The organism is Flavobacterium sp. UMI-01 (genome assembly GCF_019656315.1).
Classification (GTDB): domain Bacteria; phylum Bacteroidota; class Bacteroidia; order Flavobacteriales; family Flavobacteriaceae; genus Flavobacterium.
The window spans coordinates 279520-295676 of the sequence record NZ_BPLU01000067.1 but is presented as its reverse complement, the minus strand read 5'-3'; the positions used below and the strand labels follow the sequence as shown (position 1 = coordinate 295676).

11 protein-coding genes are annotated in these 16157 nt (G+C 36.2%); 10 read left to right on the top strand and 1 reads right to left on the bottom strand.

Annotated features, from left to right (window positions below):
- Positions 1–44: 44 nt before the first annotated feature.
- Entirely contained in the window at positions 45–1103 is a 1059-nt protein-coding gene (locus K5R64_RS15220; RefSeq protein WP_220764649.1) for a sensor histidine kinase, read from the bottom strand.
- A 123-nt stretch (positions 1104–1226) separates the two neighbouring features.
- On the opposite strand from K5R64_RS15220, the gene K5R64_RS15215 reads away from it, so the two are divergent.
- From K5R64_RS15215 to K5R64_RS15170, 10 genes are all read left to right on the top strand, one after another.
- Positions 1227–3482, top strand: a complete 2256-nt coding sequence (locus K5R64_RS15215) for a GH92 family glycosyl hydrolase (RefSeq protein WP_220764647.1) — start codon at positions 1227–1229, stop codon at positions 3480–3482.
- Positions 3482–5356, top strand: coding sequence for a sodium:solute symporter family protein (locus K5R64_RS15210; RefSeq protein ID WP_220764645.1), 1875 nt, complete (start codon positions 3482–3484; stop codon positions 5354–5356). Before K5R64_RS15215 ends, K5R64_RS15210 begins: the two co-directional genes overlap by 1 nt.
- Before the next feature lie 10 nt (positions 5357–5366).
- The gene (locus K5R64_RS15205; RefSeq protein ID WP_220764643.1) at positions 5367–6332 is read left to right on the top strand and encodes a glycoside hydrolase family 130 protein; all 966 of its coding nucleotides are present in this window, start codon (positions 5367–5369) and stop codon (positions 6330–6332) included.
- Positions 6333–6369: 37 nt separating this feature from the next.
- Positions 6370–7413, top strand: a complete 1044-nt coding sequence (locus K5R64_RS15200) for a carbohydrate-binding family 9-like protein (protein ID WP_308443164.1) — start codon at positions 6370–6372, stop codon at positions 7411–7413.
- Between the two features lie 9 nt (positions 7414–7422).
- Positions 7423–8529: a family 10 glycosylhydrolase gene (locus tag K5R64_RS15195; RefSeq protein WP_220764639.1), complete on the top strand. Its 1107-nt coding sequence runs from the start codon at positions 7423–7425 to the stop codon at positions 8527–8529.
- An 18-nt stretch (positions 8530–8547) separates the two neighbouring features.
- Complete coding sequence (locus K5R64_RS15190) at positions 8548–9558, top strand: isoaspartyl peptidase/L-asparaginase family protein (protein WP_220764637.1); 1011 nt, start codon at positions 8548–8550, stop codon at positions 9556–9558.
- Positions 9559–9561: 3 nt separating this feature from the next.
- Positions 9562–11787, top strand: a complete 2226-nt coding sequence (locus K5R64_RS15185) for a GH92 family glycosyl hydrolase (protein ID WP_220764634.1) — start codon at positions 9562–9564, stop codon at positions 11785–11787.
- Entirely contained in the window at positions 11784–12968 is a 1185-nt protein-coding gene (locus tag K5R64_RS15180) for a PNGase F N-terminal domain-containing protein (RefSeq protein WP_220764632.1), read from the top strand. The genes K5R64_RS15185 and K5R64_RS15180 overlap by 4 nt, the downstream gene beginning before the upstream one ends.
- A gap of 485 nt (positions 12969–13453) precedes the next feature.
- On the top strand, positions 13454–15085 hold the full coding sequence (locus K5R64_RS15175; RefSeq protein WP_220764630.1) for a sulfatase: 1632 nt from the start codon (positions 13454–13456) through the stop codon (positions 15083–15085).
- The gene (locus tag K5R64_RS15170; protein ID WP_220764628.1) at positions 15078–16157 is read left to right on the top strand and encodes an alpha-L-fucosidase; all 1080 of its coding nucleotides are present in this window, start codon (positions 15078–15080) and stop codon (positions 16155–16157) included. The genes K5R64_RS15175 and K5R64_RS15170 overlap by 8 nt, the downstream gene beginning before the upstream one ends.

Here is a 16157-nt window from a genome sequence, read left to right as displayed (position 1 = left end):
AACTATTTTTGAGAAAAAATAGAATAAAGTCTCGATTAGTATAATTAGGCTACTTTAATTTTAAGTTTTACTACAAACTTGTTCTCGTCGCTTTTTATTTTTAGTTTGTAGTCATTTTTATTGTAACCTAGAGCAAGTCGCTTCTTCACATTTTCTAATCCAATCCCACTAGATTGATTAAAACGTTCGGTATGTTGCGTTTTTAAGGGCATCGGATTTGAGGTCCTAAAGTAAAGAAAATCTTTTTTAATAATTAAACTGATATCAATTTTAACTTTACCAATATTTTTTTGAGCCCCGTGTTTAAAGGCATTTTCAATAAATGACAATAATAAAATAGGAGCGATTTTCTTATCTTGTATGTCGCCTGAAATAGACATATCCACTTCTAATTCATCATTATGGCGAATTCTTTCTAAGTCAATATAGTTTTGAATACAAAGAATTTCATTTTCTAAAGTTTGCTTTTTGCTACCTGTATCATAAAGAAGGTAGCGCATTAATTCGGATAATTTTAAAATGATTTTAGGAGTTTTTTTTGAGTTTTCTACAGCTAATGAATAGATGTTGTTCAGTGTGTTGAAAAAGAAATGAGGCGAAATTTGTGTTTTTAAAAACAAAAGTTCTGTTTCCAGTTGTACTTTTTCTAAATCAGCCACTCTTTTATGTTCTTTTAAAAAATCTAACGTTATTTTGATAGCAGTAACAAAGGTTACTACATAAAGTTCTCCTATCATCATATCAATAGTGTAATTGAGCGTTAATTTATGTGTAGGAACTGGACCTTCGGGCCATACATTATTACTAACTAAATAATAGGTGAGATTAAATTTTAAGACCACCATCAAAAATATCGAAGACAATATTAATAATACAAAAGATAAATACCTTTTTTTGAATACATATTGAGGCATCAAAAAGTAAATATTGAAATAACAAAGAATCATGTGAATGGGAAACCCAAACAAATTGGTCTTAAAAGAGTAAAGATAATCATCAAAATAACTTCCCCATTTAAAAACATTAAATAAAAAATAAACCGACCAAAAGATGACGTGATGAACGATAGATATAGAAGAGACCTGACTGCTATTAAATTTCATTTTGTTAAGGATAGGGTTTGTTTTTTTGATGTTTAACTGTGTTTAGATGTTATCCGTCTAAATTACTTTTGATAATGATTAAATTTATGAAATTTTATAAAACAAAAGTTCTAAGAGTGTAATATGAAGAAAATAAAAATACTTTTTTTATTTGTTTTTTTCGCAGTGGCTTGCAACAAAAGTATCAGAAAAAATCAAATTAATGAGCATAATTATACAAATTATGTAAATCCATTTATAGGAACTGGTGGTCATGGCCATACATATCCTGGTGCCACTGTGCCCTTTGGAATGTTACAAGTAAGTCCTGTAAATGGAATAAGTAGTTGGGATTGGTGTTCTGGATATCATTATTCGGATTCAGTCGCTGTAGGCTTTAGTCATTTGAGTTTAAGCGGTACAGGTATTGGTGATTTAGCTGATATTCTCTTTATGCCCACCAATAAAGCTGTAGATTTAACCTCCTCTCCTAAGTCCAGAGATGCTGTAGGATATAAGTCCAGTTATAAGCATTCTAATGAAAAAGCAACACCGGGTTACTACCAAGTATTTCTTAATGACCCAAAAGTAAATGTTGAGTTGACAACATCTTTAAGAACTGCTTATCACAAGTACACCTATGAAAAAAGGGAACCGCAGTCGGTAATTGTAGATTTAGGTTTTGGAATTAACTGGGACAAAGCCACAAATACCGCTATTCAAGTGGAAGATGATGTGACTATTAGTGGGTATCGTTTTAGTACGGGCTGGGCCAAAAATCAAAAAGTGTTTTTTGTGGCTAAATTTTCTAAACCAATTATGAATTACGTTTTGGTTGCTGATAATAAAAAAGTTAAGGCTGTTGATAGTCAGTCAGTAAAGTCGGCCGTCCAATTGTTTTTTAATGAAAACAAAGGGCATGAATTGATAATAAAAGTCGCATTGTCTTCGGTAAGTGTTGAAAATGCGAAGGAAAATTTAGATTCAGGTGACTTTGATTTTGAAGCCGCAAAGCGAAAATCAGCCATTAAATGGAACAAAGCCCTCTCAACTATCAAAGTGGAAACGCCTGTTGATTCCTTGAAAACGATTTTTTATACCGCCTTGTATCACGCTCAATTAGCGCCAGTAACCTTTAGCGATAAAAACGGACAATTTAGAAAAGAAAATGACAAAATTGAAACGGCTAAAGAGTATACGGCCTTTTCTACCTTATCACTTTGGGATACTTTTAGAGCGGAGCACCCGCTGCTTACTATTATTGCTCCTAATAAAGTCTCAGATATCATAAAGTCGATGTTGAGCTATTATGAAACCAAAAAAATCCTGCCTGTATGGACGCTTTATGGTAACGAAACCAATACCATGACAGGTTACCATTCTATTCCAGTCATTGTTGAAGCCTATTTGAAAGGGATTAAAGGATTTGATCCAGAATACGCTTACGCTGCAATGAAACAAACCATGATGCAAGACGAGCGGGGGTTACTTTATTACAAACAATACGGTTTTATTCCGTACAATTTATTAGATGAATCTGTGACTATTACACTGGAATATGCTTACAATGATTGGTGTGTGGCTCAAATGGCAAAAGCCTTAGGAAAGGACAAGGATTACGAATTGTTTTTAAAACGTTCAAAAGCGTATCAATTTTTATTTGATGAAAAAACAGGCTTTATGCGAGGAAAACATCAGGATGGAGTGAGATGGCATGAACCTTTTGACCCTAAATATTCAAACCACCGAGAACATACCGATTATACAGAGGGTAACGCGTGGCAACACAGTTGGTTTGTGCCTCATGATGTAGCTGAATTTATAAAAATGCACGGTGGTAAAACCAAATTCACGGATAAATTAGAACAACTTTTTACACAAAGTTCGGAAATTACAGGGACCAATGTTTCAGCGGATATTTCAGGTTTAATAGGGCAATATGCCCACGGAAACGAGCCAAGCCATCATATTGCGTATTTATTTAATCACGCTGGAAAACCTTGGAGAACGCAGTACTGGGTGAGTCAAATTTTAAAGACACAATACAATACTACGCCCAATGGACTTAGTGGAAATGAAGATTGTGGGCAAATGAGTGCTTGGTATGTGTTGAGTTCAATAGGATTGTATCCTTTGAATCCAGCTTCTACGAATTACGAAATAGGAAGTCCTATTTTTGAAAAATCCACGATTACCTTGCCTAATGGCAAAACCTTTACCATCAAAGCTGAAAATGTTTCGACCGAGAATATATACATTCAATCGGCTAAGCTCAATGACGCTTCGTTTAATCAAACCACACTTTCACATCAAACCCTTTTAAAAGGAGGAACACTCCATTTGGTTATGGGGAAAACACCTAATAAATACTGGGGAATCACTAAAAACATTCAGGAATAATGGATTTTATAGACGCATTAATTATCGTAATATATATTCTTTTGACACTTGGGGTGGGGATTTGGGTTGCCAAAAAAGCATCTAAAGGGTTGGATTCCTATTTTTTAGGAGGTAAATCTATTAAATGGTATTATTTAGGATTAAGTAATGGGTCTGGAATGTTTGATGTTTCAGGTACCGCCTGGATGGTGGGGATTTTGTTCTTGTATGGAGCCAAAAGTTTTATGTTCATGTGGATGTGGCCCATTTGGAACCAAGTTTTTATCATGATATTTTTAGCAGCATGGATACGAAAATCGGATATCATGACGGGTTCCGAATGGATTTTGACACGTTTTGGTGATGATAGGGCGGGAAGAGCTTCTCATTTAATAGTAGCCATTTTTGCAGTAGTGGCTTCCATTGGTTTTATTGCTTATTTTTTTGAAGGAGTGGGCAAATTTCTAACCATAATTCTCCCGTGGGATTTAACTCTTTTTTGGGATAATGCGACTTTATTAAGTTCTGATCAAACGTATGCATTACTCATCATTTTTTTAACGACCATTTACACTATCAAAGGAGGAATGTTTTCAGTAGTAGCCACTGAGGTTTTGCAGTACATCATCATGGTTATCGCAGGAATTTTAATTGCAGTTTATGCTTATATTACCGTTTCGGATGTCCAAATTAATTCGATTATTTCGACAGAATGGAAGTTAATTTCCATAGACAATAAACTAGAAGGTTCATGGTCTGAAAAATATGAAGCATTTAACAAATTAATTGATACACAGGGCTACAAAATGTTTGGTGCATTCATTGGGATGTCTCTTTTTAAAGGTTTTTTTGCAAGTATAGCGGGACCTACACCTAGTTATGATATGCAACGAATTCTATCTACCAAATCGGTAAAAGAAGCCGCCTATATGAGTGGTTTTACTAATTTAATCCTATTTATCCCTCGTTATTTGTTGATTAGTGGAGTGGTGGTTTTAGCGTTGGTGCATTTGGCTCCTTCAATGGCTGTTTCACCAAATTTAGCACTAGGGGATTTGGAAATTATCTTGCCCAAAGTTATCAATAATTATGTTCCTGTAGGTATAAAAGGATTGTTATTGGCGGGTTTGTTAGCCGCATTTATGTCCACCTTTTCAGCCTTTGTAAATTCGAGTCCAGCATATATTGTAAACGATATTTATAAAAAATACTTTAAACCTGAGGAGAGTAGCCAGCATTATATCAAAATAAGCCACCTATCTTCCTTTATAGTTGTGGCACTAGGTGTGGTAATGGGGTTTTTTGCAGATTCTATAAATGCCATTACGGTATGGATTACGAGTGCTTTATACGGAGGATATATTGCAGCCAACTTTCTAAAATGGATTTGGTGGCGGTTCAATGGTTGGGGGTATTTTTGGGGAATGACTTCAGGTTTAGCCATTGCTACCCTTCAATTCTTATTGGATAAAAATAAGGAACATTTTGAAACAGGTTCGATGCTTTACGAAATGGCTCAAGTACCACCAATTTATATTTTTCCTGTGATATTTGGTGTTTCTTTGTTAGGGGCATTAGGAGGAACCTTATTGACAGCACCAACTAATATGGAAACCTTAAAAAAGTTTTATACTAATGTTCGTCCGTGGGGGTTTTGGCATCCTGTGTATTGTGAATTAAAAAAAGAAGACGCTGAATTTACAAAAAACACTGATTTTACAAGCGATATGTTGAATTGTATAGTTGGTATTATTTGGCAATCAAGCATGATTTTATTGCCAATCTATTTTATGATTCGCGATTACTCAAAAACATGGACAGCTTTGGCCATATTTATTATCACTTCAGTGATTTTAAAATACACCTGGTTAGATAAAGTAAGAAAAAATCATTAGTAAAAAAAATATGAGTAATATGCCGTGGCAAGAAAAGCCAGAAAATTGTAAAGAAGTAATGTGGCGCTATTCGGAAAACCCTATAATTGACCGCTACGCAATACCCACATCCAATAGTGTTTTTAATAGTGCAGTAGTGCCTTTTGGAGATGGTTTTGCAGGTGTTTTTAGATGCGATAACAAAGCCGTGCAGATGAATATTTTTGCAGGGTTTAGTAAAGATGGAATCCATTGGGATATCGAGCACGAACCTATAAAAATGCAAGCAGGTAATACCGATATGATAGAATCGGATTATAAATACGATCCGAGAGTCGTTTTTATTGAAGACCGCTATTGGATTACCTGGTGCAATGGTTATCATGGCCCAACCATTGGAATTGGTTATACCTTTGATTTTAAAGAATTTTTTCAATGTGAAAATGCCTTTTTGCCTTTTAATCGAAATGGCGTTTTGTTTCCTCAAAAAATCAACGGAAAATACGCCATGTTGAGCCGTCCAAGTGATAACGGACATACTCCTTTTGGAGATATTTACATCAGTTATAGTCCTGATATGAAATATTGGGGAGAACATCGTTGCGTAATGAAAGCGACTAATTTTCCAGATAGCGCCTGGCAATGTACGAAAGTTGGAGCAGGACCAATTCCGATTTTAACAAACGAAGGTTGGCTAATGTTGTACCATGGCGTAATTACTACTTGTAACGGTTTTCGTTATGCAATGGGAGCAGCAATTTTAGATGAAAACCAACCTGAAAAAGTAAAATACCGAACCCAACCGTATTTATTAGGTCCCGTCGAATTGTATGAGCAAGTAGGCGATGTACCCAATGTAGTGTTTCCATGTGCCGCTTTGCATGATACTAAAGAAGATAAATTAGCAGTATATTATGGTGCTGCAGATACAGTTGTAGCCCTAGCTTTTGGTAAGTTAAGTGAAGTGGTTAACTTTACCAAAAACAATAGTTTGTAATCCTGATTATATGCGTTTATTGAGTAAATATTTAAAGTTGATTTTTCTAACTGTTAGTTCAGTGGTTTGTGCACAAGGCAATAAACAATTGACACCTAAAACCTATACAGCCTATAAAACAACTGAAAAAATAAGCATTGATGGCAATGACCAAGAGGAAGCTTGGAACAAAGTGAATTGGTCAGAACCATTTATAGATATTGTAGGTGAAAAACAACCCAAATATAAAACGCAGGTAAAAATGTTGTGGGACGATAAGTACTATTACATTTTGGCCAAAATGGAAGAACCCCACGTTTGGGCAAATCTGACAAAGAGAGATACCATTATTTTTCACAACAACGATTTTGAAGTCTTTATAGATCCAGATGGTGATACGCACAATTACTATGAATTAGAAATTAATGCCTTAAATACCGCTTGGGATTTATTTGTTTCCAAACCATATCGAGTAGAAAATGCAGTTTTGAATGATTGGAATATCACTGATTTACAATCGGCAGTCAAAGTAAATGGAACTATCAATAATCCAACCGATACTGACGAAGGTTGGACTCTTGAAATGGCTATTCCATGGTCGGTTTATAAAACAGGCTATTATCAAAAAAATGTACCTGCGGACAAATTTTGGAGAGTGAATTTTTCGCGTGTGAATTGGGAGCATCAGATTACTAACGGTAAATACGAACGAAAACGAGATGCCAACAACAAACTTCTCCACGAATACAATTGGGTTTGGTCACCGATGGGGGTTGTCAATATGCACGAACCTGAAAAGTGGGGCTATGTGTTTTTTTCATCAGAAGCACCTACAACTGAAAATACTTTCAAAATTCCTCAAGATGAAAAAATAAAATGGGAATTGTACCAATTGTTTCGCATTCAGAATGAAAATTTTAAAAAACACGGAAAATATTTTGCCACTATAGAAAGTTTGACAAAATCGCCCATAACAGTCGATGGAAAACAGCTGGAACCTAAGTTAGAAATACACCGTAGCGGTTTTAATTTGTTCCTCAAAAGTCCATTTACTAATAAAACACTCCTTATCAAAGAAGACGGAAAATTTATATCACAATAATCTAAACCTATGAAAATTAGAATAGCCCTTTTTAGTCTTTTAATCAGTTTAGCGGCATGTAACAGTACTTCTAAACGAAGCAGTGCTGTTGCTTCCTCAAAAGAAACGAAAACTGAAAATTTCAAATATTGGAATTGGATAACAGTAGGAAATAAAAAAACAGATGCCGAATTTGAAGCGCACTTCAAAAAATTAAAAAAGTATGGTATTGATGCGGTTTTAGTAAATACAGGAGCTGATCCTAAATTATTGAAAAGAGTGGCGCCAATTGCCAAAAAAGCAGGACTAGAAGTGCATGCTTGGATGTTTACCACTAACAGACCTGGGGATTCGGTTGCGATGCAACACCCTGATTGGTATATGGTAAGCCGCAGTGGAAAATCATGTTTTAAGAAAGAAGAAAGACCTTATGTGGGCTATTACCAATGGTTGTCTCCCAGTCATCCTGAGGCCAGAAAACACATTTTAAGTTTAGTTGAAGGATTGGCTAAAGTAGATGGCGTAACCAGCGTACATTTAGATTACATCCGTTATCCAGATGTGTATTTGCCAATTGGCTTATTGCCCAAATACAATTTAAAACAAGAAGAGGAATTGCCAGATTACGACTTTGATTATTCGGATGCTAGTGTAAACAAATTTATAAAACTACATCACAAAGACCCTCGAAAAATGACTAATCCAGCCATTGATATCGAATGGAAGAATTTCCGTTTGAACGAAATCAAATCATTGGTCGATGAAGCTTATACCATTGTACACAAACACAATAAAAAATTAAGTGCGGCCGTGTTTCCTTATCCAGAAATGGCCGATCACATGGTACGTCAGCGTTGGGACAAATGGAATATCGATATGGTCTTGCCGATGATTTATTACAATTTTTATAACGAAGAATTAGACTGGATAGGCTATGCAACCAAGCAAGGTATATCTGATTTAGAAGGTAAAAAAACAGAATTACACACAGGATTATTTACACCAAAATTGAGTAATGCCGATTTAAAACAAGCCATTCAATTAGCCAAAGACAATGGTGCCAAAGGAGTCGCTTTCTTTGATGACTATGGCATGACCGAAGAGCAATTTGAAATTATCAAAGCTTCGAAAAAGTAATTTTTAAAAGCAGAAATCATGTCCAGTAGAAGAAAATTTATAAAAAATACTGCTATAGGTACACTAGGTGTTGGTTCGGTATGGAGCGCTTTATCTGCAACAGAACTACAACAGCAAAAACATACAGCAGTTAAGGCAGTAAAGAAGCCGATAGTAATTTCGACTTGGAAACATGGTTTAGCTGCTAACGAAGAAGCTTGGAAGCAACTCAAAAACGGCGCAAATCCCCTAGATGCGATAGTGGCTGGAGTTGGTGTTTCAGAAGCCGACCCCAATGTACAAAGTGTGGGCTATGGTGGTTTTCCCGACCGCGAAGGAAAGGTTACACTTGATGCCTGTATTATGGATAAAAACAGTGATTGTGGTGCTGTATCTTTTTTACAAGGCATCAAACATCCTATTGCTGTGGCCCAAAAGGTGATGCAAAAAACACCCCATGTGATGCTTACAGGTGAAGGCGCTTTGCAATTTGCCCTCTCAGAAGGTTTTAAAGTTGAAAATTTATTGACTGAAAAAGCCAAAACAGCTTGGAAAAAATGGTTGGAAAACTCTAAATACAAACCCGTCATTAACATAGAAAATCACGATACTATCAGTATGTTGATGCTGGATGAAGAGGGTAATTTATCAGGCGGTTGTACCACCAGTGGAGCAGCTTGGAAAATGCACGGACGTGTGGGGGATTCGCCTATAATTGGTGCTGGATTATTCTTGGACAACGAAGTGGGTGCTGCCGCAGCAACAGGTCTATGCGAAGCGGTAATAAGAACCGCTGGAAGTGCGATGGTAGTCGAACTGATGCGACAAGGAAAATCGCCATACGAGGCTTGTAAAGAAATCGTAGAACGCATCTATGACAAACATAAAAACCATAGCGATATGGAGTATTTACAGGTAGGTTTTATCGCTGTAAATAAGAAAGGAGAATACGCAGGCTACAGTTTGCGACCAGGTTTTAATTACGCTATTTACGATGATAAAGGCAACCGAATGGAACCTGCAACATCAAAAATGACTAAAAAAGAATAGTAAATGTATAGAAAAGTAATTTTGTTTTTAATTTTGGTTGGTTCCAGTTTTACATACGTAGCGTCTCAAGAGTATGCTGCGTATGTAAATCCTTTTATTGGAACTTCAAATTATGGCGCTACTCATCCCGGTGCGATAGCACCCAGAGGTATGGTGAGTGTTTCACCTTTTAATGTGGCAGGAAAACAAAATTCGTTAGAAAAAGACAGTCGGTGGTTGTCCAATCCTTATGTTAATGAAAACACCTTTTTAACAGGTTTCTCCCATGTGAATTTAAGCGGTGTGGGCTGTCCTGATTTGGGGGTTATTTTGCTAATGCCTACAACAGGGAACTTAGAAACCAATCATTTAAAATATGGTAGTGAATACGCTAACGAAAGTGCAAAAGCAGGCTATTATAGTACTGTTTTAAAAAAATACAACATAAAAGTAGAAGCCACAGCCTCAACCCGAACTGGTGTTTCTCGATATTCATTCCCTAAAGGACAATCGAACATCTTATTAAATCTGGGACTTGGTTTGACCAATGAAGAAGGGGCTTCGATAAAAATAGTGTCTCCCACCGAAATCGAAGGGATACGCAACGTGGGGTCTTTTTGCTATTACAAACCAGAGGAAGCGTATCCAGTTTATTTTGTGGCCAAATTTAGTAAGCCAGCAGCCTCTTATGGTGTTTGGAAAAAGCCAGCAAAATACAAGGGTGAAGAAGCAAAATGGATGCCTTACAACGGAAAAATTCGATTAATGGAAGGCTATCGCAAAGAAGTTATTGGCGATAGTATAGGGAGTTATTTTAGCTATAATTTTGACAAACCTACAGAAGTTGAGGTCAAAGTGGGAGTTTCTTATGTCAGTATCGAAAATGCCAGAGAGAACTTGGAAAAAGAAACACAAGGGTTGACTTTTGAAGATATTTACAAACAAACAGAAACTTCTTGGAATGAAAATTTATCAAAAATTAAGGTGGAAGGTGGTACCCAAGATGATAAAACCATTTTCTACACGGCCTTGTATCATAGCTTGATTCATCCTAATATTCTCAATGATTTTAATGGCGAATACCCCAAAATGGCCACTAGAGAAACATTAAAAACAGCAGACACTCGTTTTACCGTGTTCTCTTTTTGGGATACTTATAGAAACCTGCATGCCTTGATGTCATTGGTCTATCCCAAACAGCAGTCGGATATGGTTAAAAGTATGTTGGATATTTACGATGAAAGTGGCTGGTTGCCAAAATGGGAACTGAATGCTACCGAAACCACCACCATGGTAGGCGACCCTGCCGGAATTGTTTTGACAGATACTTATTTAAAAGGCATTCAAGACTTTGATATTGAAAAAGCATTCCAAGCGATGCTAAAAAGTGCCGATGCGCTCGAAAATAATCCGCTACGACCTGGTATAAAAAACTATATCGAAAAAGGGTATTTAACCACAGAACAAGAAGGTTCGGTTTCTACCACTCAAGAGTACAATGCTACCGATTTTTCAATAGCTTTATTGGCAAAAGCCTTAGGGAAAAAAGAAGATTACAATCGGTTTTCGAAACGTTCTCTTTCGTACCGAGCCTTATTTGATAAAAAATTAAAACTCTTGCGTCCACGAAATGAAGACGGCAGTTTTTATGAACCTTTTGATCCTTTGGCGGGAGCCAATTTTACCAAAAACATTGGTTTTATCGAAGGCAATGCTTGGCAATATGCTTTTATGGTTTCACACGACATTAAGGGTTTAATGAAACTCATGGGGGGATCTAAGCCATTTAGCAACCAATTACAAAAAGTATTTGACACCAATCAATTTGACATGGCCAACGAACCCGATATTGCCTATCCTTTTTTGTTTAACTATGTAAAAGGTGAGGAATGGCGCGCTCAAAAAATGGTACATAAATTAATTAGTCAATATTTTCAAAACAAACCCGCTGGTCTTCCCGGAAATGATGATACAGGAACCATGTCGGCTTGGTTAATCTATAGCATGATGGGAATTTATCCCGTCTCGCCTGGCGAACCTATCTATACCATTACCACTCCTGTATTTGATAAAATAACGATTGCTTTGGATTCCAATTATTACAAAGGGAAAGAGTTGGTTATTGAAAAAGCAGGTCCAAAAGACGGCGTTATAAGCAGTATTTTGCTAGATAATAATAGACACAACAATTATTTTATCAATCATTCCGATTTGGTAAAAGGTTCTAAATTAAAAATCAATCTAAAATGAAAACTAAATTAATCTTCTTATTGATACTTTGTATTTCTTTTCAAAAATTGATGGCTCAGGCTCCTTTTGAAAAGATTATTTTTAAAAATCAGATTATTAATTTCGGAGCAGCAGAACCCCATCAAGATGCTGAAGTGACCAGACTTCAAGGGGGAAGATTGGTCTATAAAAAAGTAACTGTTCCAAATTTCCCAAAAGGAACCGATGTTACCATAAAACTATCATTGCAATCTAACGGTGATCGTTGGGACAAATCAGGTTCTTGCTTTGTAGTAACCGACCCGAAGCAAATTTCGATATTGGATGTTTCCAAAGGTGATAAAATGTTCCCTAAAGCTTCTTTTATGAGCGAAAAACATGGAGGTGTTTTGCCTACAGAGAATTACAAACCAGTGGTAGAATTATTGCGCTTCATGACTCCTTTTGGTGTTGGCTATTTTAGTAATGAAGAGGGAAAACACCGAAAACCAGTGTACATCCCAAAATGGGAAAACGAAGTGGTCTGGACTCAAGATATTTCAGATTTGGAAACTATTGTGAGTGGTAGTTTTTACATCGGCGTTTGGATTGATACTTGGGTCAAGGAAGGATACAAAATAGATTTGCGTTTGATTTATTCAAACAGACCACGAAAAACCACCAAAGTAATGCCTTTGGCAAATACCATTAGCTACGTAAAAGGACAAGGATTGCCTGATTTTTTTGCACACGGTCCTTTAGATTATACTTTTGAACTGAAAAAGAACATCAAAAATGTAAAATTGCATTACATCACAACAGGACATGGCGGTCACAGTGGTGGTGATGAATTTATCAAAATAAAAAACAGCATTTACATCAATAATAAATTAGTGTTAGATACCATTCCGTGGCGTGACGATTGTGCTTCGTTTAGAAGATTCAACCCTACTTCTGGAGTTTGGTTGCGAAAAGATTCTACCGCTTATATGGATCGCGAAACTAGGACTTATAAAGTCAAAGAAATTGAAGAACGCTTGGCTTCATCGGATTTATCAAGATCCAATTGGTGTCCAGGCTCCAAAGTCGAACCTTTTGTTGTGGACTTAGGAAATTTAAAATCAGGAAAACAAACGCTTAAAATTGTAATTCCTGCTACTCCCGCTGGAAAAGACAAATCCAATCATTGGTTGGTTTCGGCTTATCTGACTTATGAGGACTGATTTTTTAATTCTAACCTTTTTATTTCCTTCGCTTTAGAGATTTGGTCAAGCTGATAGCGGCTCACATCCACTTAGCCCAAACTCAGTGTGCCAAATCCTAATCGGCTTTTTATTGGTTTTTGAATCTACTTTGACGACAAAGCGGGTGTTTAAGCACGTAATTCTTATATAAAAACGCTTTTTTTTGACGAACACCTTTTTATAGTTGTTATTGGTCGAACTAATTTTAGAGACTCCTGATTTGTTATTTACTTTATAACAGTAAGATTGAATAGCACTTGTTTGGGTTTTTAAAAGTTGGGCTTCTTATACATGATAGCTCCTTTAATCTTTAAACCTTTTGCTTGTGAGGACATCAAAATAATGAGATTATACGTAAATTGTAAAGTTCTTTCAATTGTAGAAAATAAAAATTAGAAAGTAAAGTACGCTCAGCATACCAATAAGTTTTGATAGTGTAATTTATAGTCTTTAAATAAATAGGAATGATTCAAATACCACTTAGTAATGCCTCTTTTTTGAGAAAGAAAATTAGTCCGTTTTTTTTGCTATTGAGCGTTTCTTTCTTCACCAGTTGTGTTGGAAAGAAAGAAATGGTCAAGGCAACCAGACCCAACATTGTTTTTATCATGAGCGATGACCATGCTTATCAAGCCATCAGTGCTTATGGTCATGGTTTAAACAACACCCCAAATATTGACAGAATCGCCAAGGAAGGTGCTATTTTTAACAAAGGCTATGTAACCAATTCCATTTGTGCGCCTAGTCGAGCCGTGATGCTTACAGGAAAACACAGTTTTGTCAATGGCAAAATAGACAATGTGAGTGAATTCAATTGGGATCAGGACAATTTTGCAAAATCCTTGCAAAAATCAGGGTATCAAACGGCTTTGATTGGAAAAATTCACATGGATGGTTTGCCTCAAGGTTTTGATTATTCGAATGTGTTGCCAGGGCAAGGAGAATATTATTCCCCTGATTTTATTGAGAATGGAGTCAAAAAGAACATTCCCGGCTATGTTACCCAAATCACGACCGACATAGCGCTGAATTGGCTCAAAAACAAAAGAGAAAAAGACAAGCCCTTCTTGTTGTTATACCATCAAAAAGCACCGCACCGAACTTGGATGCCCGAAGAAAAATATTTCACCCTTTTCGAGGATAAAACCTTTACACCACCGGCTAATTTCTTTGATAACTACGAAGGTAGATTAGCGGCTTCCACTCAAAAAATGAGCATCTTTGAAGATATGGATTTGGTCTATGATTTAAAAATGTTAGACAAAGAAGGAACCATCAAAACCCAATACCGAAACAATTTTCAAAGAAAATACGACAGAATGGATGCCAAGCAAAAAGCCGCTTGGGATGCCTACTACAACCCTATTATTGCTGATTTTAAATCGAAAAACTTAGAGGGAAAAGAATTAGCACTTTGGAAATACAATCGTTACATGCACGATTATTTAAGAAGTGTTCAGTCAGTGGATGATGGTGTTGGGGAAATTCTGGATTATTTGAAAGCAAATGGTTTAGAAGAAAATACCATTGTGGTTTACACCTCAGATCAAGGATTTTATTTGGGAGAACACGGCTGGTTCGACAAACGATTCATGTATGAAGAATCTTTTAGAACGCCCATTTTAGTTAAATACCCCAAAGAAATTAAGGCAGGTACAGTTATTGATGAATTGGTTCAAAATTTAGATTTTGCTCCTACTTTTCTGGATTATGCAGGAGTGCCAATACCCAAAGAAGTTCAAGGAGAGTCGTTAAGAAAATTAATGGCAGGTAAAGCTAGCGAATGGCGCGATGCGATTTATTACACCTATTATGAATTTCCAGGAGAACACCATGTAAAACGTCATTATGGAGTACGAACCGATCGCTATAAGTTAATTCATTTTTATTATGACATCGACCAATGGGAATTGTACGATTTAGACAAAGACCCTTCAGAAATGAAAAACGTGTACGATGACCCTGCTTATCAAAAAGTAAGAAAGGAAATGCACCAACAATTAGAAAAAATGAGAACTAAATATGGAGATAGTGACCAACTCAATTTATCCTATTTAAAAAAAGCTACAACTACAAAAACTGAAAACCATGAATAATTTTTTGCAACAACTTAAACATAAGAGTATCGCCTTATGCGTTTGTGCCTTGATGGCCAACACGACGATGGCTCAAAACAAAGTGAATTATTTAGAAGAATCTCAAGCTGATTTTAGCAAAAGAATGCAATGGTTCAATGATGCAAAATATGGAATGTTTATTCATTTTGGTTTGTACAGTCAGTTGGGAGGCATTTACAAAGGCAATGATAAAGGGCGTTATGCCGAGTGGATTCAAGGCAATCAAGACATTCCTACTGAGGAATATGCTAAGCTGATTAACACTTGGAATCCTAAAGATTTTAATGCTACAAAAATTGTGAAGCTGGCTAAAAAAGCAGGCATGAAATATTTAGTAATTACGACCAAACACCACGAAGGTTTTGCTTTATGGGATTCCAAATACACGGATTTTGACATTGCCAATTCTCCGATGAAAGGCAGAGATTTCATTAAAGAATTAGCCGATGCTTGTCGAAAAGAAGGGATTCATTTTGGAACTTATTACAGTATTTCTGATTGGCACCATCCGGCTCAAAAACCAGGGTGGAATGAAAAGGAAAATAAACTGGCTTGGGGTTTGACCGAGATGAAAGAAGGTAGAAAAGAGGAATATGTTACCTACATGAAAAATCAAATTAAAGAATTGATTGAAAATTACGATACTGAAATAATTTGGTTTGATGCTGACTGGGTAAATTGGTGGACACTAGAAGACGGAAATGATTTGTACCAATATATTCGCGAACTAAAACCCAACATCATTATCAATAACCGTGTTTCTAAGAGAGACAAATTCAAAAAAGATTTTGGCACACCAGAACAGTTTCATTTGGACAGCAAAGTAGATTATTACTGGGAAGCTTGCTATACGATGAACGATTCTTGGGGATTCAAAATCAAAGATACCGATTGGAAATCGCCGCAGGTAGTTTATGATAAATTAAAAGACATCACTAGCAAAGGCGGCAATTTTTTATTAAATGTAGGTCCTGATGGCAACGGAATTGTGCCTAAAGAATCTGCAAAAATATTAATTGAAGTAGGCAAAATGTTGAAAAAGGAAAAGTAA